The sequence below is a fragment of the Rhodococcoides fascians A25f genome, from assembly GCF_000760935.2.
Taxonomy (GTDB): Bacteria; Actinomycetota; Actinomycetes; order Mycobacteriales; family Mycobacteriaceae; genus Rhodococcoides.
Genome location: NZ_CP049744.1, coordinates 4,534,223 through 4,558,954, shown reverse-complemented (window position 1 = coordinate 4,558,954; position 24,732 = coordinate 4,534,223). Strand labels below are relative to the sequence as shown.

Below are 24,732 nucleotides of genomic sequence, written 5' to 3'. Positions count from 1 at the left end.
GTACCAGATCGTTGACGCTTTGGCCCCCACTGCCGGCACCTCTCTCTCCGTAAGCTTCGTCGGAAGCCTACGGCGTGAGCGTCGGCAATTTGTCACCGAGCGGTAAATCGGTCATCGGCGAAGTCAGTTGTGCATCGACGAAGTCAGTTGTGACCGCTGCTACGGACGCCGAGCAGGACGTCTTCCCAGGACGGCATGGCTGGTTTGCCGCGTTTGTCCTTGCCGCCGTGACCGGGTGCAGCTTTGGGCGCGGGCTTGGGGTCTCTGGCCACCGGCTCGCGCGGCTGATCGACTTCGGGGGCCGGGGTCTCGTCGGCCTCGATCTCGACCGTCTCGGCATCGAGTTCGCTGTCCGAGGTGGTTCCGTAGTACTCGTCGAAGCTCTGCTGCGAGGCCTCGTCGTCTGCCGATGCGGGCGCGAGGGCGCGTACCGGAGCGAGGCCCCGTAGCTGACGACCGAAGTCGGGGTCGATCAGTTCGTGTGCGGTGTCGTCGAGCGGCGCGATGGTTCCGCCGTGTCCGTCGGGCAGGAACTGCCAGTGCGCCTTGTTGGTGGTGCGTCCCGCCTGCCACTTCAGCTGTGCGACCCACTTGTTGTCCTCGTCGCGCCATGCGTCCCACTCGGCGTCGTCGAGATTGTGGCCACGAGCGCGGAAGGCAAGGGTGACGATGTCGAGCAGAGTCTGAACGGCGGGTCCGTCGTGGCGCAGCGGATGCCCGGCCTGAGCCATCGACGCGGCCTGCGAGCGTTCGAGCAGAACGGGGTGAGCGAACACCTCGACGCGGCTGACGGCCATTCCGGAATCGGCGGCGACCTGTTCGATGGTCGCTCCACTCCGAATTCGAGCCTGGATTTCCTTCGGCCGAAGCAAGCTGTCCATTTCGATCTCAATCTGTCCTAGTCGAGCGATGTCGCCGCGTGAGGCCGCGCGGAGTTTGTCGTCGGCCGGAAGCCGGAATCTGTCGCCGGTCTTGGGATCTGCGCACACGACGAACTTTCCGTCGGCCTCGAGACCCACCACGTGTAAGTCTCGCACTGTGACCTCCTCATCGCGCCGGCTCGCGATACCGTCGAATTCGACCCTAGTTCACCGGGTGTCCTCGGTGGGTGTTCGACACGCATCGCTGCGCCGGCGATCGTTTCTCCATCAGAGAGTAGACAGCTGCGGGCTCGGCTGCACTCGATCGGCCGATGTTGCGTCAATTGTCTTGTGACGCAACATCGATACGTCCCTCTGTAAGTACAACGTGCCCAGGCCGAGGCCGATACTCAGGGCGACCGCGTGTCCGACGGCAGTGAACGACGGGTTCGATATCCCGCTGACGGCGACGACCGCGATCCAGAGTGCGGCCCAGCCCAGCCGCCACGGCATCGGCAGGTAACGAATCATGGATCCGGCCACCGCTGCCGCTGCGTAGCTGACCCCGACGTCGACTGCCATCGCCAGTGAGTCGGCCAACCAATCGACGCGTATTCCGATGAACAGTCCGACGGCAACGAGAGCCGTCGCGCCGATGTGGCCGGCGCTGAACGTGACCAGGAATCGTCGCCAACCGGATATCCATTCGGCGACGGCGAACAGGATTGCGACTCCGGCGAGCCACAGCCAGTTCACCCGACCCTCGGTGAGGAAGACGCTCGTGACGAGGGTGGCGAGATGGCCGTCGGTCAGATTGTGCAGGTTGGTACTCGCTGCGTGCAGCACGTGCCACCGGTCGTGCGGCCCGATCTGGCCGAGCGCTACCGTGCCTGCCGCCGCGAGGATGCAGTAGACCAGCGTTACGCGAATGCGCAGCGCGAATGCCAGGAGCCTGAACATACGAGCGCTCCCTCCGAGGTCGTTACGCTTGCGTACTTGAATGCAAGTGTAGGCCTCGAAGGGAGCGACCCAGCTGTGAGCTTGCTGGTAATCAGCTCATCCCTGGAATCAGCTCAGGGTGGAGACGACCCAGTCGATGCTCTTCGTCAGCGCGGTGATGTCGTCCGGCTCGATGGCCGGGAACATACCGACACGCAACTGGTTGCGGCCGAGTTTGCGGTACGGCTCGGTGTCGACGACGCCGTTGGCGCGCAAGATCTTGGCAACCTGGGCTGCGTCGACCTTCTCGTCGAAGTCGATGGTTCCGACAACCTGGCTGCGGTGATCCGGGTTGGTCACGAACGGCGTTGCGAACTCGCTCTTCTCGGCCCAGTCGTACAGGCGCGAGGAGGAATCGGCGGTGCGCTTGGTGGCCCAATCCAGGCCGCCCTGCGAGTTGAGCCATTCGATCTGATCGGCGAACAGCAGCAGTGTCGCCACCGCCGGGGTGTTGTACGTCTGGTCCTTGCTGCTGTTGTCGACGGCGATCGGCAGAGACAGGAAGTCCGGTACCCAACGGCCGCTGGAGGCGATCTCGTCGACGCGGGCGAGCGCGGCCGGGCTCATCAGCGCGACCCACAGCCCACCGTCGGCGGCGAAGCATTTCTGCGGCGCGAAGTAGTAGACGTCGGAATCGGCGACGTTCACCGGAAGACCGCCCGCACCGGAGGTGGCGTCGATCGCGACGAGGGCGTTCTCCGAGCCGGCCGGACGGCTGACCGGAATAGCCACGCCCGTGGACGTCTCGTTGTGTGCCCAACCGATGAGGTCGACGGACGGGTCGGAGGTGGGCTCGGGTGCACTGCCCGGCTCGGCCTTGACGACGATGGGATCGCCGATGAAGGGGTTGTTCTTGGCCACCGAGGCGAACTTCGAGCTGAACTCGCCGTTGGTGAGGTGCAGCGACTTCTCGCGAATGAGGCCGAACGCAGCGGCGTCCCAGAACGCGGTGGTGCCACCGTTGCCGAGCACCACCTGGTAGCCCTCGGGGAGCGAGAACAGATCTTTCAAGCCACTGCGTACGCGTCCGACGACGTCCTTGACGGGCTTCTGTCGGTGGCTGGTGCCGAACACGGACGCGCCGACGTCGACCAGGGATTGCAGCTGCTCGGGGCGAACCTTGGACGGGCCGCAACCGAAGCGTCCGTCGGCGGGCAGGAGATCGGCGGGAATGATCGGCAAATCGGCCATGGAGTAGCGCGTCCTAGCGTCGATGGAATATGGCACCCATAGGCTAGTCGGGTGCCGCCGCGGCTTCGACTACCGGATCAGTTCCCAGCCGTCGACGGACTCGGGGGTGCGGGGTTCGGGGCCGGTGTACAGGGCGGCCGGGCGAACGAGCTTGCCGAGGCGCTTCTGCTCGAGAATGTGTGCGCACCAGCCTGCGGTACGTCCGCAGGTGAACATCGCGGGCATCATGTGGGCGGGTACTTCGGCGAAGTCGAGGATCACTGCGGCCCAGAATTCGACGTTGGTTTCGATGGCGCGGTCGGGGCGGCGTTCACGCAGTTCGGTCAACGCGGCCTGCTCGAGCGCGGCAGCGACCTCGTAGCGGGGTGCGTTCAACCTTTTCGCGGTAGCGCGCAGGACGCGTGCGCGGGGGTCTTCGGCGCGGTAGACGCGGTGCCCGAAGCCCATGAGCTTTTCCCTGCGGTCCAGGATGCCGGTGATCAGGGCGCGGGCGTCGCCGGTCCTCTCGACTTGTTCGATCATCGGTAGTACGCGGGCGGGTGCGCCGCCGTGCAGGGGTCCGGACATGGCGCCGATGGCACCGGACAGGCAGGCGGCGACGTCGGCTCCGGTGGAGGCGATGACGCGGGCGGTGAAGGTGGAGGCGTTCATGCCGTGTTCGGCGGCCGAGACCCAGTAGGCGTCGATGGCGGCGACGTGGGCGGGGTCGGGTTCGCCTTTCCAGCGGACCATGAACCGTTCGGTGACGGTGGCGGCCTGGTCGATGCGGGTCTGGGGGACGGCGGGTTGGTAGATACCGCGGGCGGATTGGGCGACGTAGGACAGGGCCATCACCGAGGCGCGGGCGAGGTTGTCGCGGGCGGTGGTGTCGTCGATGTCGAGCAGGGGTTGGTAGCCCCAGATGGGGGCGAGCATCGCCAGGCCGGCTTGGACGTCGACGCGGACGTCTCCGGTGTGGATGGGGAGGGGGAAGGGTTCGGCCGGTGGGAGGCCGCGGCCGAATGCGCCGTCGACGAGCAGGGCCCAGACGTCGCCGAAGGTGACGTTCTGTGCGACGAGTTCTTCGATGTCGACGCCGCGGTAGCGCAGTGCGCCGCCGTCCTTGTCGGGTTCGGCGATGTCGGAGGTGAACGCGACGACACCTTCGAGACCGGAAACGAAATCCTCGGGAACGTGTTGAACAGCCATGGCCTGTGGACTCCCTCGTCGCGTTTGCGCCCGGCTCTGCGCCGCATCCGGGCGTACTGTGCCAGAACCATAGCGAGCATGTACGCGGGAGTAGCGTCTGGGTTCGTGTCTGCAGATGAACAGCGCCTGGCGCACATGCGGGTCGACTACGGCGAGCCCGACGACCTCGAGGTCGACGCTCTGGCCCGCGGGTGGTTCCCACTGGCACAGCAGTGGTTGGCCGACGCGGTAGCGGCAGATCTACCCGAGCCCAACGCCATCGTGTTGGGGACCGTCGACGAGGCGGGCAGACCCGCGACTCGCACCGTGCTGTGCAAAGGTCTCGACGCCGACGGCGTGGTCTTCTACACCAACTACGACTCGGACAAGGGCCGCGCGCTCGTGGTGAATCCCTACGCGTCGGTGACCTTCCCGTGGATCGCGAGTGCCCGGCAGCTCACCGTGCGCGGCTCGGTGGTCAAGGTCGACGCCGAGACCACCGAAACCTATTGGCGCACCAGGCCGCGCGGCTCCCAGCTGGGGGCATGGGCATCCGAGCAGTCACGCGCTGTCGGCTCGCGGGAAGAGCTGGCCGCCAAGCTGGCCGAGGTCACCGCAACGTTCGACGGTGTCGAGGTACCGGTACCGCCGAACTGGGGCGGCTTTCGCGTCGAGCCGGAGACGGTCGAATTCTGGCAGGGCCGAACCAGCCGAATGCACAACAGGATTCGCCTGACGGTGGCAAGTGGTGTGATCGAGCGTCTGCAGCCGTGAGCGGGTTGCGCGGCATTCTTGCCGATACGACACCGCTGAAGACTCCGGCCTACCGTCGGCTGTGGCTGGCGAACATCGTCACCGTCATCGGTGCCCAGCTCTCCATTGTTGCTGTGCCGCAACAGGTATTCCAGATCACGCTGAGCTCTGCCTACGTGGGCCTGACGGGTGTGTTCGCTCTGGTGCCGCTCATCGTGTTCGGTCTGTGGGGCGGCGCGCTGGCCGATGTGATGGACCGCCGCACCCTGCTGATGATCACCACGTGCGGTTTGATCGGAACATCTGCGCTGTTCTGGCTGCAGGCGTTTCTCGACCTGAACAATGTGTGGATCATCCTGGTGCTGTTGGCCGTTCAGCAAGCGTTCTTCGCAGTGAACCAGCCGACCCGCAGCGCCATTCTCCCGCGCATCCTGCCCGCCGAGCAGCTGCCCGCCGCGAACTCGCTGAACATGACGGTGATGAACTTCGGTGCGATCGCAGGCCCGCTCAGTGCAGGCATCCTGATCTACTACATCGGGCTCGAGACGCTGTATCTGATCGACACCATCGCACTGTTCGCCACGCTGTGGGCAGTGATCCGGCTGCCGGGGATTCCGCCGGCGAAGTCGGGTCAGCGAGCCGGATTGCGTTCGGTGTTCGACGGTTTCGCGTATCTCGCCACCCAGAAGGTGCTGCTGGCTTCGTTCGTCGTCGACATCATTGCCATGGTGTTCGGTATGCCCAGGGCACTCTTTCCGCAGATCGCGCACGAGAGCTTCGGTGATCCGGCGTCGGGCGGGCCGGTGCTGGGCATGTTGTTCGCGGCCATGTCCGCCGGGGCGGTGGTGGGCGGAGTGTTCTCCGGCTGGCTTCCACGAGTGCGCAGGCAAGGCCTGGCGGTGCTGATCTGCATCGTCGTGTGGGGCGTGGCGATGATCGGGTTCGGCGTCGCCGTCGGCGCGGCCACCGACGGGGCGACCGCCGTTGCCCTGTGGTTCGCGCTGGCGTTCCTGGCTCTGGGCGGCGGGGCCGACATGATCTCGGCGGCGTTCCGCAGCACGATGCTGCAGACGGTGGCGACCGACGAGATGCGCGGCCGATTGCAAGGTGTCTTCATCGTCGTCGTCGCGGGAGGGCCTCGCATCGGTGACGTGCTGCACGGTGCCGCAGCCGCATCGGTGGGGACAGCAGCCGCCGCAGCCGGCGGCGGCGTACTGGTCGTCATCGGTGTCTCGATCGCTGCGCTGGCGCTTCCGGCATTCATTCGCTACCGAGTGGGTGTGGTGGTGAACAATGGCGGTCATGGCTGACGCACAGACCTACTCGTTGACGAGCGGCAAGTATCGGGCAGACATCGCTGCCGTCGGAGCGGGCCTGCGGGTTCTCGAATACGACGGTGCCGCGCTCACCGAGACGTGGGAGGCGGGTTCGAAGCCGCCGCTGTCGGCGGGGCTCGTGTTGGCCCCGTGGCCCAACCGGACGGCCGACGGGACGTTCGCCTTCGAAGGCGTCGAACATCGGTTGGAGATCAGCGAGCCCTCACGCAACAACGCCAGTCACGGTTTCGTCCGAAAGGTGGCGTGGACTCTCGTCGAACACACCGACAGTCGCGTCGAGCAGAGCGTGGACGTCGGGACGCATGAGGGATGGCCGTTCTCGTTGACGGTGACGGTGGTGCACGAGCTGTCGGCGGACGGTCTCACCGTGACCGCGTCCGCGAAGAACACCGGTGATTCGGCCGCGCCGTACGGGATGGGTTTCCACACCTACGTCCGAGTGGGGGATGTGCCGCTCGACGAGTGCACGCTCGAGCTCTCCGCCGGGACACGGCTACCGCTCGATCCGGTGCGCAATCTGCCCGTGGGCAATTCGGTTCCGACGGCCGATACCGAGTACGACTTCCGGGAGCCGCGCACGCTGCAGGGCGTGCAGCTCGACACCCCGTTCAGTGCGTCGCTGCCCGACGGCGACGGCCGTGCGAACCATGTTCTGCGTGGCCCCGACGGCACTGCGACCGTCTTGTGGACCGACGCGAGCTTCGGCTGGGTGCAGGTGTTCACCGCCGATCCGGCCAACGATCAGGCCTATCCCGACCGAGGGCGGGCGTTGGCGATCGAACCGATGACGTGCCCACCCGATGCGTTGAACTCCGAGATCGATCTGATCGTGCTCGAACCGGGGCAAATCTGGTCGGGCACCTGGGGAATGAGGTACGAGAAGTGACGATTCTGGTGTGCGGCGAAGCGTTGGTGGACTTGGTCCCGGTGCACGAGGGGCCGCTGCTCTCGCCCAAGCTCGGCGGCGGACCGTTCAACGTCGCCGTCGCGATCGGTCGATTGGGTTCGCCCGTCGCGTATCTCTCACGGATATCGCGCGATCCCTTCGGGGAGCAGATCCTGGCGAGTCTGCGCGACGCAGGCGTCGACATCTCGTGGGTCCAGCGCGGCGACGAGCCGACCACCTTGGCGATGACCACTCTCGCCGAGGACGGCAGCGCCGAGTACTCGTTCTATGCCGACGGCACCGCCGATCGGCTCGTGGCCGATCCCGGCGATCTCCCGGACGAGATCAGTGTTCTCTCGTTCGGCACGTTGTCGTTGCTCTACGAGCCGGGTGCGTCGATGTACGCGGGATTGCTGCACCGGGCGCGGGCGGCGGGCAAGCTCACGATGCTCGACCCCAACATTCGCCCGGCCGCCATCGACAGCACCAGCGGCGACATCACCGCCGACGGTTTCCGTGACCGCTTCCGCTCGTGGTTGCCCAGCATCGACATCCTCAAGGTGTCCGAGGACGACTCGTTCTGGCTGGGGCTGGGGACGCAGGGGACAACCGTCGACGACTGGCTCGCGGCCGGGGTCACCGCTGTGGTCATGACCCGCGGCGGCGACGGCATCTCGGTCTTCACTGCAACCGACGAGATCTCGGTGCCGGGTGTGGCCGTCGATGTCGTCGACACGATCGGCGCTGGTGACACCGTGCACGGGGCTCTGCTGAGCTTTTTGCAGAAGGAGACCATTATCACATCGAACGCGGTGAAAGCGATGAGCAAGCAAGATTGGCAGCAAGCGCTCGAGTTCGCCGCGAAGGCAGCGGCAATCACGGTTTCGCGCCCCGGTGCCGACCCTCCCTGGGCGTCCGAGGCGTCGAGAGACTAGTTTCACTATCGACGTAAGAACTGTCCGCTTCAAGTACGTGTCCGTTACACGAGTTCGAGAGGGACCATTCGTGCCCGCTGAGAATGACGCCAAAGCCACCCTCACCTATCCCGGTGGCGAATACTCCATGTCGATTGCCGAGGCTTCCGAAGGCAACAACGGCATCGAGCTGGGAAAGTTGCTGGCCACCACCGGCTATACGACATTGGACGGCGGGTTCGTCAACACCGCATCGACCAAGTCGGCCATCACGTACATCGACGGTGACGCAGGCATCCTGCGCTACCGCGGATACCCGATCGAACAACTTGCGGGCAAGTCGTCGTTCATCGAGGTCAGCTACCTGCTGATCTACGGGGAGCTGCCGTCCGCAGATCAGCTCGAGACGTTCACCGACAAGATCCGTCGACACACCCTGCTGCACGAGGACCTCAAGCGGTTCTTCGACGGCTTCCCGCGCAATGCTCACCCGATGCCGGTGCTGTCGAGCGCAGTCAACGCGCTGTCGGCGTACTACCAGGATTCCCTGGACCCCAACGATCCGGCACAGGTCGAGCTGTCGACCATCCGCTTGCTGGCCAAGCTGCCGACGATCGCGGCATACGCCTACAAGAAGTCCGTCGGCCAGCCGTTCCTGTACCCGGACAACTCCAAGAGCCTGGTCGAGAACTTCCTGCGCCTGACGTTCGGCTTCCCGGCCGAGCCGTACGAGGTCGATCCCGAGATCGTCAAGGCACTCGACATGCTGCTCATCCTGCATGCCGACCACGAGCAGAACTGCTCCACCTCGACGGTGCGCCTCGTCGGATCCTCGCAGGCCAACCTGTTCACCTCGATCTCCGGCGGCATCAACGCGCTGTGGGGCCCGCTGCACGGCGGAGCCAACCAGGCCGTGCTCGAGATGCTCGACAAGATCAAGGCCGAGGGCGGCGACGCCACGGACTTCCTGCGTCGAGTGAAGAACAAGGAAGACGGCGTCAAGCTCATGGGCTTCGGACACCGGGTGTACAAGAACTTCGATCCGCGGGCGACGCTGGTCAAGGAAACTGCGCACACGATCCTCGGCAAGCTGGGTAACGGCGACGAGCTGCTCGAGATCGCCCTCAAGCTCGAAGAGACCGCTCTCACCGACGATTACTTCGTCGAGCGCAAGCTCTACCCCAACGTGGACTTCTACACCGGCCTGATCTACCGCGCGATGGGCTTCCCGCCGCGCATGTTCACGGTGTTGTTCGCGATGGGCCGTCTCCCCGGCTGGATCGCGCACTGGCGCGAGCAGAACGAGGACACGACCGGCAAGATCGGCCGTCCGCGCCAGATCTACACCGGCTACACCGAGCGCGACTACCAGGACGTCAGCTCCCGCTAGCTCGTACTGAACAACAATGCCGCCGACTCCTTCGGGAGTCGGCGGCATTGTTGTACCTGCAGCCTTGAGTTCGCAGTTACGCAGGCATTCCAGCCACTTTTCTCGACACAACTGCGATCTCGGTGCGTGACGGCCGAGTTCGCACGCCGAGTTCGAGGTTATGGACGGATTTGGGCCAGAATCCGTCCATAGCTTCGAGTTCGCGGCACCGTCAGGCGTCGAAGTGCCTGCGGTTCTTCAAGACCGGCAGCGTCTTGCGCACGGCGTCGACCATTGCGGTATCGATGTCGATTGTCAGCATGCCGGGCGTCGCGTCCAGTTGCCCGAGGATCTCGCCGGTGGGGGAGCAGACGATGCTGTGCCCCACGCCCAATGGCGCATTTCCCTCGGCGGCAGCGGGTTCGGCCTGGTCGCAGGCGGCGATGAACGTCGTCGAATCCAAGGCACGTGCGCGAGCGAGCAGGGTCCACTGGTCGACCTTGCCGTCACCTGATCCCCACGACGCCGGAACGACGACGAGTTCCGCGCCGAGGTCGCCGAGTTTCTGGAACAGCGCCGGGAATCGAATGTCGTAGCAGGTCGCGAAGCCCACCCGAACTCCGGCGATGTCCACCACCAGTGGGTCCGAACCCGGTGCGACGGTGTCGGATTCGGCGAATCCGAATGCGTCGAACAGGTGAATCTTGTCGTAGCTCGCCTCGATGCCGGGGCCGGTGACGAGCAGTGTGTTGGTCACCCTGTCGTCCTCGGCGGGGGTGAACATCCCCGCGACGACGGTGATGCCGGCATCGGACGCGATGGAACGCATCGCCTCGGCCCATTCGCCGTCGAGAGGCTGTGCGAACTTTCGGATGGGTCCGCCGAAGCAGCGCATCGTCGCCTCGGGAAACACGACGACGTCCGATCCGGCATGTGCGGCCGCACGCGCATGAGTGTCGATGAGTTCGAGGTTCTCGGCGGGGTGTTCGCCGCTGGTGATCTGGGCCAGGCTGATGCGGATTGTCGAGCTCACGGTGTGACTCCTGGTTTCGTCGGAGGAAGACAGGTATACATATCGTATGCAGCCGCTGTCGGGGAGGGAGAAGGCGTATCTGTTCGTGCGCGATCAGGTGCTGTCGTCACCGGCCGCCACCGGCACTTTTCTCAACGAGCAGGAGCTCGCAACGCGAATCGGTGTATCGCGCACGCCGGTTCGTGAAGCGCTGCTGATGTTGCAGTCCGAGGGTCTGGTCGAGATGGTGCCCAAGCGCGGTGCGCACGTGCCGGCGATGTCCGGACGGCAGATCGGCGAGCTGATGGACCTGCGCGGCGTGCTCGAGCGGCACGCGGCCACCCGAGCCCTGCGCGCCGGTGATGCTCCGATAGTGCAGATGCAGAATGCGCTGACGCAGCAGGAATTGCTGATGAACTCGGGCGATGCGGATGCGCCCAAGCAGTTCATCGACTGGGACGGCACGTTTCACCAGAGTCTGATCGATTCGGCGGGAAGCGATCTGCTCTCTCGTACGTATGCCGGCCTGCGAGCGCGCCAGCTTCGCGTTGGCTTGAGTGCGTTGTTCACCGCGGCCAACCGGCAGCATCGGGTGTGCGCCGAGCACCAGGCCATCATCGACGCACTGGGTGCGGGCGACGAGGGCCTGGTGCACGAGAAGATCGACGCTCACCTCGAGGTCACACTTCAGACTCTGCTGCGCGCGTAGCCTTTTCGTTCTCCTGGTTCAGGAGCACGTAGTGCTCGTCCTCGGTGGGGTCGGGGTTGCGCCCGAGTGCGAGGCCGACGAGTGTGACGGCACCGACGATCACGATGTATCCGGCGATCGGTACCCAACTGTCCGTCTTGTCCAGCAGGTACACGAAGATCAGCGGTGCCATCGCTCCGCCGAACACTCCGGCAATCGTGTACGCCAACGAGCTACCCGTGGAGCGCAATCGCACGCTGAACTGCTCGGTGACGAATGCTGCCTGTGGCCCGTACATGAACGAGTGGAACGCCAGGCCCACAACCACACCCAGGATCAGCAGCGGTAGAGATCCTCCGCCGATGACGAGGAAGAAGAGTGCGCTCCAGGCAACACCGCCCACGGCTGCGACGCCGTAGACGAGGCGCCGGTTGATGCGGTCGGAGACCGCTCCGGCGAGCGGGATCAGGCCGAGCTGGCATGCCGATCCGATCAGAATGGCCGTGAGAACCTCGCTGCGCTCGAAGCCCAACTTCTGGGTGCCGTAGGTGATGGAGAAGACCGTGAACAGTGCGTAGATGACGTCCGGCGCGACGCGAGACATGATGCCTGCCACCAGTGGACGGAGTTCGGTCTTGAACACCTCGCTGATCGGGGCTTCGGAGCGATCACCGCTCTCCTGAAGTGCTTTGAACACCGGGGTGTCCTCGAGCTTCAGTCGGATCCACAGGCCGAATCCGACGAGTACGGCCGAGAAGAGGAATGCAACACGCCATCCCCAGGACTCGAACTGCTGGTCGGTCAACGACAGCGTCAGGATTGCAAGTGCGCCGTTGGCGAGCAGGTTGCCCGCGGGTGGCCCGATCTGTGCCGCGGAGGACCAGAACCCGCGCTTGCGGGGATCGCCGTATTCGCTGGAGAGCAGAACGGCACCACCCCACTCGCCGCCGACGGCCACGCCCTGGCAGAACCGCATGGTGACGAGAATGATCGGGGCCGCGATGCCGATGGTGTCGTATCCGGGGATCAAGCCGATGGCGAATGTGGTGACGCCGATCAGCATCAGGGTGATGACGAGGAGCTGTTTTCGCCCGATGACGTCGCCGAGCCGCCCGAAGACGAATCCACCGACCGGACGGGCGATGTACCCGACGGCGTAGGTGGAGAAGGCGAGCAATGTGCCGGTCAGCGGGTCGCTGTCCGGGAAGAAGACCAGCGGAAACACCAGCGCGGCGGCGGCCGAGTAGACGGCGAAGTCGTACCACTCCAATGCCGTTCCGGTCAGGCTGGCCGCGAAGGCCTTGGCCAGGCCCTTTCTATCTACCGAAACAGGTTCGGTCATGACGACTCCTTCGTGTGCCTGGGATCACTCTATCCGTTGTACGTGCTCCATACTTGCTGTATACAAGACGTATGCGCAAGGCTTTGGGCGTATCGGAAACAGAAAATTTACGAGGAGAGGGTCCTTACTGATGCTCACATTCACGTTGCCCGACGGCTCGACCGAGTCGGTAGAAGTGACCGCACTGCTCAATGCGGGCTATGCCGGACGCAACCAGGAGGAGGTGGCGTCGCATATCGCCGAGCTGGCCGAACTGGGCGTTCCCGCTCCGACGGTGACCCCGGCGCTGTATCCCATCTCGCCGTACCTGGCGCAGCAGACCGATGCCGTCGCCGTCCAGCACGGTCGCACCTCGGGTGAGGCGGAATGGGCTCTGGTGATCCTGGGCGACACGGTCGACGACGTGCTGCTCACGGTGGCATGCGACCACACTGACCGTGACCTGGAAGTTCACAGCGTCGCGTGGAGCAAGAACGCGGCTCCCGACGTGCTCGGCGCCGGTGCGTGGCGGTTGAGCGAGGTGGCCGACCGACTGGACGACATCACCCTGACCGGGTGGGCCGACGGAGTGCTCATCCAGTCGGGAACGCTCGGTGATCTTCTCGCTCCGCAGTACTGGCTGGACGTGCTCACCGAACGTGGACTGTTCTCGCGTGGAACGGTATTGATCTCGGGCACCATCTCGATGCACCACGGGGTGAATCAGTTCTCCGACGCCTGGAAGGTGGAGATGGGCGACCCCGCAACCGGCAACACGTTGACCTGCGAATACAAGACGAATCTGATGCCAGCTCCAATTGGTTGACCGTCACGACGTAAAGTCGAAGCGGAATATGCCCAGAGCTTCACAGCCGGCGTCGGCGGGCCGGCATCAACCGCAGGAGACTTCAGTGACGAAGCCAGTGATCGAATTTCAGGCCGGACCGGCACCATTGGACCTGGTGACGGTCGACCTCGTCGAGGGTGACGGCGCAGAGGCAGTTGCAGGCGGCACCGTCGAGGTGCACTACGTCGGCGTCGAGTTCGACTCGGGCGAAGAGTTCGACTCGTCCTGGAACCGCGGCGAATCCATCCAGTTTCCGTTGCGCGGATTGATTCAGGGTTGGCAGGACGGCATCCCCGGAATGAAGGTCGGCGGACGCCGTCAGCTCACCATTCCGCCGGAGCTCGCCTACGGCCCCGCCGGCGCAGGTCATCGCCTCTCCGGCAAGACGCTCGTGTTCGTCATCGACCTGCTGGACGTCAAGTAACAGCAGGTCAAGTAACTGCAGGTCCAGTAACTGCGCGTCGCACCCGCTCGGCTTCGCGGGTTGCCGAGGCATTCGCCGTTCCGCCTCGGGAACCTGCAAGCTTTGCCTGAATGTGTTCGGCCACGGTCACCGGTCGGTACCGGGGCGCTGCGCCGGCCTCGATGCACGACGCCAACGGCGCGATCACCGCGTCGAGGTTGCCGTCGTGGAAGAAGGCCGCAGAACGCCTGCGCTGGATCGTCCCGCCCGATACCGGTGGCCGCACGCGATGCAGAGTCGACATCCACCGATCGTTGGTCAATCGGGCCGTCAGATCACCCAGATTCACCAGCATCGCGCCCTCGGCAGGCTGCACGTCGTGCCACAGCCGGTCGGTGCCGAGGACCTGCAGACCGGGCACCCGATCGGCCCACAGCACCGTCACCAATCCGTAGTCGGTGTGCTCGCTCATTCCGATGAGTTCGCGGTCCGGTACCTCGGTGCCCGGATCGAGCGCGTAGTTGTTCATTCGCAGCGTGTCCAATGACTGATCGGTGATGCGTGAGAACAGGTTCGGCGATTCCCTGAGGGCGTCGGCGAACACCCCGGTCAGCGTCCGGGCCACGCGCGCAGCTTCGGCGAAATACAGTTCGACGGCGTTCCGGAACCCGGTGGACTCGGGCCAGGTGTTCGGCTCACCGGTGCCGATGTTGAATGCCTCGAAGTAGTCGTTCATGCCCGATGCCGAATCGAGCCCAAGGCTCAGGCTCAACGTTTCGCTCTTCGGTGCGGTGTAGCCGCGGTTGAGCTCGGGCGGGCAGATGTAGGCCGATTTCTGCGCTGGGTCGAGTCCGAAGAACGAATCCATCGCCGCTGCGAGCCCGTCAACGATCTCGTCTTGGATGCCGTGCCCCACGATCTGCATGAAACCGACTGTGCTGCATGCATGGTCGACGTCAGATGCCACTCTTCGGCGCGCGATCGCGTCGGCGTTCGGGGAGCGATCACCCAGGACGTACGGCGAGATGTCGATGACGGGGACGGTGAAATCCGATGGCGAGTGCACGGGTCCATACTCCTCGCATCGAGCGGTCCCGCGGGTTTCTCCTGCGTAACGAATGCCGCAACCTAGCGAATCTGCAACTCCATCACCAGGCGCGCGCCGCCCAGTGGACTGTCGGTGAAGTAGACACGGCCACCGTGCAATTCGGCCTGCTGTGCAACCAGTGCCAGGCCGAGTCCCGAGCCACCCTTCGCTGCCCTGGTGCCGCGCTCGAAGCGGCCGAACACCGATTCGCGTTCATCGACAGGAACACCGGATCCGTTGTCGTCGATCAGAACGCGCACTGTCGTGTCCACCCGTTCGGCGGTGATGACGATCGTGGTTGCGTTGCCGTGCCGGACGGCATTGCCGATCACGTTGTCGACGGCCAACCGCAGACCGGTCGGTAGTGCGCGCATCGTGATCTCGGAATCGGGAGCGGACTCCACGCGGATGTCGAGCTCGGGGTGCAGTCTCTGCGCGTCCTGGGCTGCGACGTCGCAGATGTCGATGATGTCGGTCTCGACTCTGTCGCCCTCACTGGACAGTTCACCCGACGCGAGTCGTTCCAGAGCGGTCAGCGTCGTCTCCACCCGTCCCTGCGTTCGCTCGAGGTCACCCAGAATCTCGCGTTGCTGCGCTGGCTCGAGGTCGAGGGTTCGCAGGACCTCGATGTCGGTGCGCATCGCCGTCAGTGGGGTGCGTAGTTCGTGTGCGGAGACGGCCGCGAAGTCGCGTGCGGTGTCGAGGGCGGCATTGGTGCGGTCCTGTGCCTCGTTGAGTCTGGTCAGCATGCCCCCGATCGCGACCGCGAGTGCGTCGGCCTCGGTGACGCCGGTGCGGGTCTCGGGAGCGGTCGGTGGCTGCGCGCTGACCTGCCGGGTCAGCGTCACCAGCGGTCTGACGGCTCGCCCGCCGAACAGCCAGCCCAGACCCGTGGACACGGCGATCGCAACCAGCCCCAGCATCAGTACCTGTTTCTGTTGCTCGTCGGTCACCTGTTGTGCCTCGAGGGCCGGCACGCCGATCGAAATGGAGATCGTGGACACGACGGTCGATACTGCCGTGTAGACGCGGAACCGTTGACCGTCGACGTCGACGGTCTGCGATCCGGTGTCCAGCGCGGGCAGCCGCGTCGGTGTGGACGCGACCACGATGTCGCCGCTGCGAATGGTGACGGCGAATGCGCCGGAGAGTTGATCGATGAAGGCCTCCAACGTCGACGAATTCGGGACCAGCACCTGAGACGCTGTCGTCAACCGTTCGTCGAGCTGATTGACGTTGTTGCGGGAGATGGCAACCGAGGTGACCACCGCGAGTGCGGCGACCACGAGGGTGGCACCGAGGGCCGTGGCGGCAGCGACGCGGGCACGCAGCGAGAAGCTCATGCGGCGTCTCGGACGACGAATCCGACGCCGCGGACGGTGTGCAGGATGCGCGGAGACCCATCGGATTCGAGTTTGCGACGCAGATAGCCGACGAACACGTCGACGACGTTGGTGTCGGCGACGAAGTCGTAGCCCCACACCAGTTCGAGCAATCGCTCACGCGTGAGGACCACGCCCTTGTTCCGAGCCAGAATTGCCAGCAGCTCGAATTCCCGCTTGGTCAGATCGATGTCGACTCCGCCGCGATGCACGCGATAACCGGGGATGTCGACCACAAGGCTCCCGATGGCCACCGCCGAGTTCGGCACACCCGAATCTGCCACCGGTACAACCGGATTGGTGCCGCGCCGGCGCAGCATCGCGCGGATCCTCGCAACGAGTTCGGCCAGCACGAACGGTTTGGTGAGGTAGTCGTCGGCACCGGATTCGAGCCCGGCGATGCGATCGTCCACCGAGCTACGGGCACTGAGCACGCAGATCGGGATGTCGTTTCCCATCGCACGCAACGCGGTCACGACGCTGGCTCCGTCGAGTACCGGCATGTTGATGTCGAGCACGATCGCGTCGGGCGTGGATCTGGAGACCACGCCGAGTGCCTCCGCTCCGTCGGATGCGGTGATGACGGTGAACCCCGACAGGCGCAGTCCACGTTGCAGTGAGGACAGCACGTCGGCGTCGTCATCGACGACGAGGACGGTGGCGGGGGAACTCGACGATTCGGTCACCGGTCCATTGTGACGGTTCAGGCAACCCAGCTGTCGACGGTGGTTCGGCGTTCCTCTGGCGTCTTGGCGAAGAACTCCTCGAGTGCACTGCGGCGGCCGGTGTCGGCATCGAGTGACCAGGCGAGTGCCGGAGCCTTGGCGTAGAGCTGCTCGTAGTACTTCTCGAAGGTGCAGGTGCTGTTCACCAGGGAAAGAGCGCCGGGGAAGGGGCGGGTGTTCGTCATGATGTTCTCCTTCTCTCTTCTGTGTTTCCCAAGGTAGAGGCCCATGTTGCGGCCTTGGTGAGCCGTCGTTGGCGATTCTCTGAGAATTGCGCGGGGCGAGGGTGCGGGTTGCACTCCGGGCGGTTGGGTAAGACTGGAACCATGTCGCTCGTATGGTTTCGCCGTGATCTTCGTCTGGGGGATCTGCCCACCCTCACCGCCGCTGCCGAGTCCGGAGATCCGGTGCTCGGGCTCTTCGTGCTCGACGACCGTTTGTTGAAGCCGTCGGGCGGGCCGCGCAAGGACTTCCTGTTTCGTTCGCTCGAGGCATTGGACGAGAAGCTCGACGGCAGGTTGATGGTGGTGCACGGTGACCCCGAGACGGTGGTCCCGAAGGTGGCGAAGGCGATCGACGCCGAGGACGTCCACATCAGTGCCGACTACGGCCCGTACGGTCGCGAGCGAGACAAGCGAGTGGGCGAGAAGGTGACCCTGGTCGAGACCGGGTCCCCGTACGCGGTCGCCCCCGGGCGGATCCTCAAGAACGACGGCGAGCCGTACAAGGTGTTCACACCGTACTCGCGCCAGTGGCTGGAACACGGCTGGCGCGGACCTGCCGATACGTCGGCCGCAAGTGCGACGTGGATCGACCCGGACGAGGTCAAAGGTGTTCGGCGCGTGAAGATTCCTTCCGAGAAGGAGGCGTCCGACGCAGCAGCCGGTGAGGCCGCCGCGTCGAAGCAGTGGAAGGAATTTCTCGACGAGGTTGCTGCGTACGACGACGAGCGCAATCGTCCCGACCTGGATTCGACGAGCCGGATGTCGGTGCATCTGAAGTACGGAACCATTCACCCGCGGACGATGTTGGCCGACCTCGGCAAGCTACGCAGCGAGGGATCCGCGTCGTACCGTCGGCAGATCTGCTGGCGAGACTTTTACGCAGACATACTCTTTCAGCGTCCCGACAGTGCCCGGGAAAACTACGTCAAGAAGTTCGACAAGATCAAGATCGACTCGGGCAAGCACGCCGACGAGTTGTTCGAGGCGTGGTGCACGGGTGAGACGGGCTTCCCGATCGTCGATGCCGGTATGCGGCAGTTGAACTCGGAGAAGTGGATGCACAACCGGGTCCGCATGATTGTCGCGTCGTTCCTCGTCAAGGATCTGCACCTGCCGTGGTGGCGGGGTGCGCGCTACTTCATGCAGCATCTCGTCGACGGCGATCTGGCCAGCAACCAGCACGGCTGGCAGTGGACCGCGGGAACCGGCACCGACGCCTCGCCGTACTTCCGTGTGTTCAATCCGATCACCCAGGGCGAGAAGTTCGACCCCACCGGCGACTACGTTCGACGCTGGGTGCCGGAGCTGCGCGGTGAAGAAGGAAAAGCAGTGCACACGTTGAAGTTCGGCCGGCCCAAGGGCTACGTGGAGCCGATCGTCGACCACAAGCACGAGCGTGAAGTGGCGATCGCACGGTTCAAGAAGCTGTAGCGGCTGCTATTTTCTGCGGGACAATCCGACTCCGACGAGGCAGATCACTCCGCCGACCACGGCGAGGTAGTGCGGGACTTCGCCCAGCAAGAGCCAGGCGAGAGTGATGGTGATCGGCGGCACGGCGTACGTGGTGATGCCGAGCTTGCCTGCGTTCATTCTCGTCAGCGCGTAGGCCCACGTGCTGAAGGCCAGTGCGGTCGGCACCAGGCCGAGGTAGATCAGTCCGCCGGTGGCACCGGTCGAGGCGGTCGACAGGTCGTCGAGCAGTGCCGGTGCGAAGGGCAGCGTGCATACCGCGCCGATGGTGCAGGCCATCCACGTGACCTGAAGTCCGGGGATCGTCCGTAGCACCGGCTTCTGGCTGAGTACTCCGATCGCGTAGGTCACCGCGGACACCAGACACAGTGCGATGCCGAGGAAGTCGGCGTCTGTCTTGGTGGTCGAGGTGGTGGTGACGGCGGTGACGACACCGACCATGACGGCCCCGGCGAACGCGATGCCTGCACCGATCACCAACCACCTCGGAAAGCCCTCGCCCAGAAGTAGACCCGCGAACAGGGCGACCAGAATCGGCCCGATCTGAATGATCATCGACGTCGTCCCGGCGTCGACGCGCTGTTCGGCGGCATTGAGGGAGACGTTGTAGATGCCGAACCAGAAGACGCCGATGCTGATGATCTGCAGCCACTGGGTGCGGTTCGGCTTGACCCACCTTCTCTTGACGAGAACTATCGCGCCGAGTGCGAACGAGCCGATGAGTAGCCGGCCCAATGCCAGCGGGCCGGCACCGAAGGATTCGCCGACGCCGCGAATGGCCACGAAGGCCGAGGCCCACGAGACCACCGTGACGATGACCGCACCGAGGGCGAGCCAGTCGACGGCAGGACGGGTGTCGAGATCTGTCATGACGATGACGCTATCGCGCGGGAGGTTGCCATGGCGCGCGGATTTCGGCCATCGTTGCGCGAATTCGCGTCGCGATCGTCCCTACCCGTCGTGCGCGTTTTGCGTACCTGGACATACGCAAAACGCGCACGACGGGTCAGCGGCCGAGCAGCTTCTCCAGTGCATCGAGGACGGCCGGATCCTCGATGGTCGACGGCACGCCGTACTCCTCGCCTGCGACGATCTGGCGCATCGTCTTCCGCAGGATCTTGCCCGATCGGGTCTTCGGCAGCGCTCCGACGATCGTCACGTCGCGGAACGTCGCGAGCGCACCGATCTGATCGCGCACCATGGCCACCAGTTCGGTACGCAGCTGCTCCTCGGTGATGTTCTCCCCGGCCTTGAGTACTACGTAACCACTGGGGCGCTGGCCTTTGAGGTCGTCGTGGATACCGATGACGGCGCATTCGGCGACGGCGGGATGGCCGGCGAGCACCGCCTCCATCGACCCGGTCGACAAGCGATGCCCTGCAACGTTGATGACGTCGTCGCTGCGCCCGAGGACGTAGACGTAGCCGTCGGCGTCGATATAGCCGGAATCGCCGGTGAGGTAGTAGCCGGGGAACGTATCGAGATACGAACGCTGGAACCGTGATTCGTCGTTCCACAGACCTACCAGTGCGCCCGGTGGCAGTGGCAGCTGCACGACGATGTTGCCCTCGGTACCTGCCTCCACGGGGTCGCCCGTCGCATCCAAAATTCCGACTTGGAATCCCGGCACCGGGACCGTCGGCGATCCCGATTTGATCGGGAGCGGTTCCAATCCGCGAAGATTGGCGCAGATCGCCCACCCGGTTTCGGTCTGCCACCAGTGGTCGACGACCGGACGATCGAGCGTGCGCGAAATCCACTCGTAGGTATCGGGATCCAGGCGTTCGCCGGCGACGAACAAGGTCTCCAGAGACGAGACGTCGTACTTCTCGAGCTCGGCGGCGTGGGGATCGACCTTGCGGATAGCGCGGAGCGCAGTCGGTGCGGTGAACAGGGCACGGACGCCGTGATCCTGGATCACCCGCCAGAATGCGCCGGCATCGGGAGTGCCGACGGGCTTGCCCTCGTACAGAACCGTTGTGGCACCGGCGAACAGGGGTGCGTAGACGATGTACGAATGTCCGACGACCCAGCCGACATCGGACGCCGTCCACATCACCTGCCCGGGCCCCACGTCGTAGATGTTGCGCATCGACCACGTCAACGCGACGGCATGACCGCCGTTGTCGCGCACCACACCCTTGGGCTTTCCCGTCGTTCCCGAGGTGTAGAGGATGTACAGCGGATCGGTAGCCAGCACCGAAACCGGTTGTGCGGCGGTGGCGTCGGCGATGAGGGTGTCCCAGTCCAGCCACTCGTGGTCGCCGGGAATTCCCTCGCGCGACTTCACGATCACCGATGGCGTCTTCGCAGTGGTGAGAGTCAGCGCGCGTGCCACCAAGGGGAGGTATTCGATGACGCGACCGGGCTCGAACCCGCCGCTGGCGGTGATCAACAGTGCCGGTTCGGCGTCGTCGATCCTCGCCGCGAGCTCCTTGGCTGCGAAGCCGCCGAACACCACCGAGTGCACTGCGCCGAGCCTGGCGCATGCGAGCATCGCGACGACGGCCTCGGGAATCATCGGTAGGTAGATCACCACGCGGTCGCCCGGCCCCACACCTTGCTCGCGCAGTACCCCGGCGAAGCGAGCGACCTGATCGAGCAGTTCGGCGTAGGTGTAGCTGCGGGTGAGACCGAGCATCGCCGAGTCGTAGATCAATGCGGTCCGGTCGCCGTGCCCGGCATCGACGTGCCGGTCCAGGGCATTGAAGCAGGTGTTCAGACGGGCCCCGGGAAACCAACGCGAGCCGTCGAACGCACTGGTGGGAGGGGTATCCCAATCGACTCCCGCTGCGGCTTCGAGCCAGAATTGCTCACGCTTGTCGATGCTGTCGTCGAACGCCTGCCGATACTCGCCACTCATGCCACCGAGCCTAGTTGGGCACGTGCTGCCGTTTCGGGTTATCGCCAACGGGGCGCGAACGCAGCGTCCGGAGCGCTTCGCGGCCACCGTAGAACACTGCGCTGGCCACGAACATGCCTGCTACCAAGAGCAACCACCGCATCGCGTAGGGCTCCTGTGTCAGACCCGTGGCGGCCTCGTACGTCTCGCTACCCTGCGAAAAGATTCCAGGGGCGAAGAGCAGCAGGCTCAGACCTGCGCCGAGCGCCGGAATGCGAACCGCGTTCACAAATCGGCCGAGTCGAGCAACCAGCGTCCGGTCGAGTAGGGCATACAGTGGAAAGAGAATCGCGTCGTGCACAACGGCAGCGCCGACGAACCACAAGCCGATGGACTGCCACCAGACGTCGGTATTCCACAGTGCCGGAAAGCCGATCGTGAGTACGACAACCGCGCCCAGTGCGAGGCAGCAGGCCGTCACCGCCAGGTGCAGCGGGCCGGCACCGTAACGCGCCCGAAAGGTACTCATGCACTCTCCCCGAAGAATTCGACGGATCCGATCCACTTGGTGGCATGTACCCCGGGAATCGCCGGCATCATGATCCGAGCGGGATAACCATGATCGAGAGACAGGTTCTCACCGTTCACTCGAAGGGCGAGCAGCGAGTCGGGATGCATCATCTGGTGTCCCCCGAACGTGACTCGGTTGAACGACCCGGAAGGTTCGAGGGAACGCACCTCACCGGTGTCCACGGAATCGATTCCCGCGACTGCCGCGAGATCCCGCAGCGGCACACCGGTCCACGTCTGAACCGTCGACCAGCCTTCGACGCAGGCGATCGGTAGATCGACGGTGTGCAGGTCCATCTGTTCGAGTTGGGCTCTGGTGAGCACGACCTCGGTGGCACCGGCACGTACGGTGAGTCGCCACGAATCGCCGGTCCGCGCCTCGTCGATACCTGCGGCCTGGGCCGTGCGGTTGATCTGAAAGTCATTGGGCCCGTTGCCGTAGGACCGTCCGCGGGGGAGGAGGATCGCCGCATCGCGAAGAAAGCCGCCCGTCGTCTGTCCGGCGCTGAGGACCGCCACGAACAGTGCGCTGCCGCCGACGAGGGTGAGTGCTCCGCGTCGGCTGATCGTCGCTGGAGCTGGATCGGTTGTGGCCAAACCTGATTCGTCGTCGTCGTCGGGTACCGTGTCGGCCACCCGAATGCGCATCAGTTCCAGGAACGGGCGGGTTCGCAGCGCCGTGACCATGGTCGGAAACTTCAGCACCACGTGGGCCAGGAATCCGGCGATGAACACCCAGTCACCCCAGTAGTGCGCGGTGTAGAAACTGAACCCGAAGAGGTAGTCGTACTGAATGTTCAGCACGCCGGTGATGATCTCGAAGAGAATACCGCCGACCAAGGCCAGCAACGATATCCGTTCGAGTAGGTGGGCAATGCTTCGAATCGGTGGCATCTCGATCAACTTCGGGATCACCGACCACAGCTTGGCCAAGACGATCGGCACCATGATCAGTCCGAGGCCCACGTGTAGGCCCTGGGTGAGTCGGTAGAACCAGACGGGTTCGGTCGGCCAATCGAACGACGGTAGCCGTAGCCATCCGACGTCACCCGGCATGGATTGGCCGAATTGTGGACCGTACGCGACCCAGGAGATGAGTCCGGTCACTGTCACGATCGGCAGCGCGACGAGCAGCACGGAGGCGAGGACCGACGTGAACCAGACGCCGCGGATCGGGCTGCGGAACGTAGGAAGTCGTTGCATTCTGGTTCCCGTCTCCCAGTTTGTACCCAGTAGTACAAACTGTGAGATCGACCCTAGCGCACTCGGGGCTCGGTCGCCAGAGTTCGTCCGGTTGTCACGTCTCGGTACGGCGTCGACGAACCGCGGCGACCGCAGCGTCCAGGACGTCGCGGAGCGGTCGAACATCCCCCGCGATACGGGCGATGAGCATTCCGCCCTGAAGCGATGCGATCAGTGTGGCGGCAACAGCGGCCGGATCGGTTGCCACGTCCAGTTCCCCGCGGTCGACCATGCGGCGAAGCCCCTGCTCCAGCGGTTGCTCCCAGCGGCGGAACGCAGCATGAAGACTGGGGACGAACGCCGCGTCGTTCTTCAGTTCTGCGGCAAGCGAGCCGAGGGGGCACGAGAACGGCCCCCCGGGCTGCTCGTGGTTTCGGACGACCTCGGCGGCCCATGCGTCGATGTCGTCGAGGCTGTCGATGTTGGCCAGGCGTGGCTGAGCGGCGAGGACGCGTTCGAGTTGGCGGGCGATCACTGCCTCGACCAGGTCCGACTTGTCGGAAAAATAGTGGTACAGCTGCGACTTCCCGGTCTCGGATGCGGCAAGTACGTCGTCGAGAGTAGTTCCCGCGACGCCGTGCTCGTACATCATCGATGCGGCCGCGTCGACGATGGCCGCTCTGGTTCGTCGGCCCTTTGCCGTTCTCGGTAGCTCCTTGCTCACAGGCCCTCGGTTCCTCGCTCGATGTTGTGAACAGCGAGTTCCATGAATACCCGACCGTTCGACTCGACGGTTCGCCGGACTTGTAGTCCCGCCGTTACCGCCAGCGCGTACAGCGCGCTCACGCCGACGCTGGCCCAGCTGAACCATTCGCCGATCGAGTCACCCGTCTCCCAACGGACCATTGTGCTCCGATCGTCGATCCCGAAGGCGGATTCGACGATGGCCGTACCCGTCTCGTGCAGCAGCGATCGAACCGTCCTCAGCAGTGCAGCCGGGTCGCCGCCGATGCCGATGTTGCCGTCCGCGAGCAGCACGTGCGACCACTGGCCCGCCCCGGGCAGCGCAGCGAAAATGTCCTGTTGCATCGCGCGCCCGCCCCTATGGTTCGTCATCTCCACAGCAACCGAGGAGGTGTCGACGCCCAGGGTGGGAACTCCGGCGCGAGTGAGGGCCTCGGTCAAACGTCCCGGGCCGCAGCCGAGGTCGAGTGTCGGCCCCGAGCAGAAGGCGATCGACGCCTCGTCTGCCCGGATGTCCTGCGCTGTCGAATGCGCACCGCCCAGCCAGCGTTCGATCGGCAGAGGGGTGCGGCGGCCGTGGGAATCGGTGAGCCACGAGGGAAGGCCGGCACGGCCGCGGCGATAGACGTCGTCTGCGATCACCCGATTGAATGTACCAGCGGGTACAGTAGACGGCACCGTGAGAGGTGCGTCAAATTTCCTGTGGCTGCCGTCAATATTGCGTCAACACCTCTGTTCGACGCCTCCGCGCGGCGCAAG

25 protein-coding genes are annotated in these 24,732 nt (G+C 64.7%); 9 read left to right on the top strand and 16 right to left on the bottom strand.

What is annotated here, in order from left to right; all coding sequences use genetic code 11:
• Positions 1–143: 143 nt before the first annotated feature.
• The 4 genes from sepH to BH93_RS21345 all read right to left on the bottom strand — a co-directional run bounded on the left by sepH (position 144) and on the right by BH93_RS21345 (position 4,238).
• Entirely contained in the window at positions 144–1,037 is an 894-nt protein-coding gene (gene sepH, locus BH93_RS21360) for a septation protein SepH (RefSeq protein WP_037175655.1), read from the bottom strand.
• A gap of 111 nt (positions 1,038–1,148) precedes the next feature.
• On the bottom strand, positions 1,149–1,820 hold the full coding sequence (locus BH93_RS21355) for a rhomboid-like protein (protein WP_037175653.1): 672 nt from the start codon (positions 1,818–1,820) through the stop codon (positions 1,149–1,151).
• A 108-nt stretch (positions 1,821–1,928) separates the two neighbouring features.
• Positions 1,929–3,050, bottom strand: a complete 1,122-nt coding sequence (serC, locus tag BH93_RS21350) for a phosphoserine transaminase (RefSeq protein ID WP_032377404.1) — start codon at positions 3,048–3,050, stop codon at positions 1,929–1,931.
• A 69-nt stretch (positions 3,051–3,119) separates the two neighbouring features.
• On the bottom strand, positions 3,120–4,238 hold the full coding sequence (locus BH93_RS21345) for a citrate synthase 2 (RefSeq protein ID WP_165712804.1): 1,119 nt from the start codon (positions 4,236–4,238) through the stop codon (positions 3,120–3,122).
• Between the two features lie 78 nt (positions 4,239–4,316).
• Between BH93_RS21345 and pdxH the strand changes: the two genes are divergently transcribed.
• The 5 genes from pdxH (at position 4,317) to BH93_RS21320 (ending at position 9,497) form a co-directional block, all read left to right on the top strand.
• Positions 4,317–4,991: a pyridoxamine 5'-phosphate oxidase gene (pdxH, locus tag BH93_RS21340; protein ID WP_080739154.1), complete on the top strand. Its 675-nt coding sequence runs from the start codon at positions 4,317–4,319 to the stop codon at positions 4,989–4,991.
• 5 nt (positions 4,992–4,996) lie between these two features.
• Entirely contained in the window at positions 4,997–6,280 is a 1,284-nt protein-coding gene (locus BH93_RS21335) for an MFS transporter (protein WP_032378311.1), read from the top strand.
• The gene (locus BH93_RS21330) at positions 6,264–7,193 is read left to right on the top strand and encodes an aldose 1-epimerase family protein (RefSeq protein ID WP_037175555.1); all 930 of its coding nucleotides are present in this window, start codon (positions 6,264–6,266) and stop codon (positions 7,191–7,193) included. The genes BH93_RS21335 and BH93_RS21330 overlap by 17 nt, the downstream gene beginning before the upstream one ends.
• Positions 7,190–8,128 carry a carbohydrate kinase family protein gene (locus BH93_RS21325; RefSeq protein ID WP_037175554.1) on the top strand — a complete coding sequence of 313 codons (939 nt, stop codon included), beginning with the start codon at positions 7,190–7,192 and terminating at the stop codon, positions 8,126–8,128. The genes BH93_RS21330 and BH93_RS21325 overlap by 4 nt, the downstream gene beginning before the upstream one ends.
• Before the next feature lie 70 nt (positions 8,129–8,198).
• The gene (locus BH93_RS21320; RefSeq protein WP_032377399.1) at positions 8,199–9,497 is read left to right on the top strand and encodes a citrate synthase; all 1,299 of its coding nucleotides are present in this window, start codon (positions 8,199–8,201) and stop codon (positions 9,495–9,497) included.
• 211 nt (positions 9,498–9,708) lie between these two features.
• On the opposite strand, the gene BH93_RS21315 is transcribed toward BH93_RS21320, so the two are convergent.
• Positions 9,709–10,509 (bottom strand): carbon-nitrogen hydrolase family protein, encoded by an 801-nt coding sequence (locus BH93_RS21315; RefSeq protein WP_155291054.1) that lies wholly within the window; start codon positions 10,507–10,509, stop codon positions 9,709–9,711.
• Between the two features lie 46 nt (positions 10,510–10,555).
• Here BH93_RS21315 and BH93_RS21310 point away from each other — a divergent pair, with 46 nt between their 5' ends.
• Positions 10,556–11,197 (top strand): GntR family transcriptional regulator, encoded by a 642-nt coding sequence (locus BH93_RS21310; RefSeq protein ID WP_032377397.1) that lies wholly within the window; start codon positions 10,556–10,558, stop codon positions 11,195–11,197.
• Here the strand turns inward: BH93_RS21310 and BH93_RS21305 are convergent.
• Positions 11,169–12,518 (bottom strand): MFS transporter, encoded by a 1,350-nt coding sequence (locus BH93_RS21305; protein ID WP_037175552.1) that lies wholly within the window; start codon positions 12,516–12,518, stop codon positions 11,169–11,171. The two genes, BH93_RS21310 and BH93_RS21305, sit on opposite strands and share 29 nt — an antisense overlap.
• Positions 12,519–12,648: 130 nt before the next feature.
• Between BH93_RS21305 and BH93_RS21300 the strand changes: the two genes are divergently transcribed.
• Both BH93_RS21300 and BH93_RS21295 read left to right on the top strand, forming a co-directional pair.
• Complete coding sequence (locus BH93_RS21300) at positions 12,649–13,323, top strand: DUF2848 domain-containing protein (protein WP_037175551.1); 675 nt, start codon at positions 12,649–12,651, stop codon at positions 13,321–13,323.
• Between the two features lie 85 nt (positions 13,324–13,408).
• On the top strand, positions 13,409–13,768 hold the full coding sequence (locus BH93_RS21295; protein WP_032377394.1) for an FKBP-type peptidyl-prolyl cis-trans isomerase: 360 nt from the start codon (positions 13,409–13,411) through the stop codon (positions 13,766–13,768).
• Between the two features lie 7 nt (positions 13,769–13,775).
• Here BH93_RS21295 and BH93_RS21290 read toward each other — a convergent pair whose 3' ends face one another.
• The 4 genes from BH93_RS21290 to BH93_RS21275 all read right to left on the bottom strand — a co-directional run bounded on the left by BH93_RS21290 (position 13,776) and on the right by BH93_RS21275 (position 17,126).
• Positions 13,776–14,813 (bottom strand): isopenicillin N synthase family dioxygenase, encoded by a 1,038-nt coding sequence (locus BH93_RS21290; RefSeq protein ID WP_037175545.1) that lies wholly within the window; start codon positions 14,811–14,813, stop codon positions 13,776–13,778.
• A 62-nt stretch (positions 14,814–14,875) separates the two neighbouring features.
• Positions 14,876–16,177, bottom strand: coding sequence for a sensor histidine kinase (locus BH93_RS21285; RefSeq protein ID WP_037175544.1), 1,302 nt, complete (start codon positions 16,175–16,177; stop codon positions 14,876–14,878).
• Positions 16,174–16,902, bottom strand: a complete 729-nt coding sequence (locus BH93_RS21280) for a response regulator transcription factor (RefSeq protein ID WP_037175543.1) — start codon at positions 16,900–16,902, stop codon at positions 16,174–16,176. The genes BH93_RS21285 and BH93_RS21280 overlap by 4 nt, the downstream gene beginning before the upstream one ends.
• Before the next feature lie 17 nt (positions 16,903–16,919).
• Positions 16,920–17,126, bottom strand: a complete 207-nt coding sequence (locus BH93_RS21275; RefSeq protein WP_032378310.1) for a hypothetical protein — start codon at positions 17,124–17,126, stop codon at positions 16,920–16,922.
• 141 nt (positions 17,127–17,267) lie between these two features.
• On the opposite strand from BH93_RS21275, the gene BH93_RS21270 reads away from it, so the two are divergent.
• On the top strand, positions 17,268–18,596 hold the full coding sequence (locus tag BH93_RS21270; protein ID WP_037175541.1) for a cryptochrome/photolyase family protein: 1,329 nt from the start codon (positions 17,268–17,270) through the stop codon (positions 18,594–18,596).
• Between the two features lie 6 nt (positions 18,597–18,602).
• Here BH93_RS21270 and BH93_RS21265 read toward each other — a convergent pair whose 3' ends face one another.
• The 6 genes from BH93_RS21265 to BH93_RS21240 form a co-directional block, all read right to left on the bottom strand.
• Positions 18,603–19,505, bottom strand: coding sequence for a DMT family transporter (locus BH93_RS21265; protein ID WP_032378309.1), 903 nt, complete (start codon positions 19,503–19,505; stop codon positions 18,603–18,605).
• A gap of 136 nt (positions 19,506–19,641) precedes the next feature.
• Positions 19,642–21,498: a propionyl-CoA synthetase gene (locus BH93_RS21260; RefSeq protein WP_037175537.1), complete on the bottom strand. Its 1,857-nt coding sequence runs from the start codon at positions 21,496–21,498 to the stop codon at positions 19,642–19,644.
• Between the two features lie 10 nt (positions 21,499–21,508).
• Positions 21,509–22,006 (bottom strand): hypothetical protein, encoded by a 498-nt coding sequence (locus tag BH93_RS21255; RefSeq protein WP_032377388.1) that lies wholly within the window; start codon positions 22,004–22,006, stop codon positions 21,509–21,511.
• Positions 22,003–23,250, bottom strand: coding sequence for a molybdopterin-dependent oxidoreductase (locus BH93_RS21250; RefSeq protein ID WP_037175536.1), 1,248 nt, complete (start codon positions 23,248–23,250; stop codon positions 22,003–22,005). The genes BH93_RS21255 and BH93_RS21250 overlap by 4 nt, the downstream gene beginning before the upstream one ends.
• 94 nt (positions 23,251–23,344) lie before the next feature.
• Positions 23,345–23,953 carry a TetR/AcrR family transcriptional regulator gene (locus BH93_RS21245; protein WP_037175533.1) on the bottom strand — a complete coding sequence of 203 codons (609 nt, stop codon included), beginning with the start codon at positions 23,951–23,953 and terminating at the stop codon, positions 23,345–23,347.
• Entirely contained in the window at positions 23,950–24,615 is a 666-nt protein-coding gene (locus BH93_RS21240) for a class I SAM-dependent methyltransferase (RefSeq protein WP_037175530.1), read from the bottom strand. The genes BH93_RS21245 and BH93_RS21240 overlap by 4 nt, the downstream gene beginning before the upstream one ends.
• Positions 24,616–24,732 lie beyond the last annotated feature (117 nt).

Bases quoted from the DNA above. Each gene is read 5' to 3' on its own strand.
- BH93_RS21300 (WP_037175551.1), top strand. From the start codon at position 12,649: ATGCTCACATTCACGTTGCCCGACGGCTCGACCGAGTCGGTAGAAGTG.
- BH93_RS21285 (WP_037175544.1), bottom strand. From the start codon at position 16,177: ATGAGCTTCTCGCTGCGTGCCCGCGTCGCTGCCGCCACGGCCCTCGGT.
- BH93_RS21250 (WP_037175536.1), bottom strand. From the start codon at position 23,250: ATGCAACGACTTCCTACGTTCCGCAGCCCGATCCGCGGCGTCTGGTTC.
- BH93_RS21355 (WP_037175653.1), bottom strand. From the start codon at position 1,820: ATGTTCAGGCTCCTGGCATTCGCGCTGCGCATTCGCGTAACGCTGGTC.
- BH93_RS21255 (WP_032377388.1), bottom strand. From the start codon at position 22,006: ATGAGTACCTTTCGGGCGCGTTACGGTGCCGGCCCGCTGCACCTGGCG.
- BH93_RS21275 (WP_032378310.1), bottom strand. From the start codon at position 17,126: ATGACGAACACCCGCCCCTTCCCCGGCGCTCTTTCCCTGGTGAACAGC.
- serC (WP_032377404.1), bottom strand. From the start codon at position 3,050: ATGGCCGATTTGCCGATCATTCCCGCCGATCTCCTGCCCGCCGACGGA.
- BH93_RS21270 (WP_037175541.1), top strand. From the start codon at position 17,268: ATGTCGCTCGTATGGTTTCGCCGTGATCTTCGTCTGGGGGATCTGCCC.
- BH93_RS21345 (WP_165712804.1), bottom strand. From the start codon at position 4,238: ATGGCTGTTCAACACGTTCCCGAGGATTTCGTTTCCGGTCTCGAAGGT.
- BH93_RS21265 (WP_032378309.1), bottom strand. From the start codon at position 19,505: ATGACAGATCTCGACACCCGTCCTGCCGTCGACTGGCTCGCCCTCGGT.
- pdxH (WP_080739154.1), top strand. From the start codon at position 4,317: ATGTACGCGGGAGTAGCGTCTGGGTTCGTGTCTGCAGATGAACAGCGC.
- BH93_RS21330 (WP_037175555.1), top strand. From the start codon at position 6,264: ATGGCGGTCATGGCTGACGCACAGACCTACTCGTTGACGAGCGGCAAG.
- BH93_RS21260 (WP_037175537.1), bottom strand. From the start codon at position 21,498: ATGAGTGGCGAGTATCGGCAGGCGTTCGACGACAGCATCGACAAGCGT.
- BH93_RS21310 (WP_032377397.1), top strand. From the start codon at position 10,556: ATGCAGCCGCTGTCGGGGAGGGAGAAGGCGTATCTGTTCGTGCGCGAT.
- BH93_RS21305 (WP_037175552.1), bottom strand. From the start codon at position 12,518: ATGACCGAACCTGTTTCGGTAGATAGAAAGGGCCTGGCCAAGGCCTTC.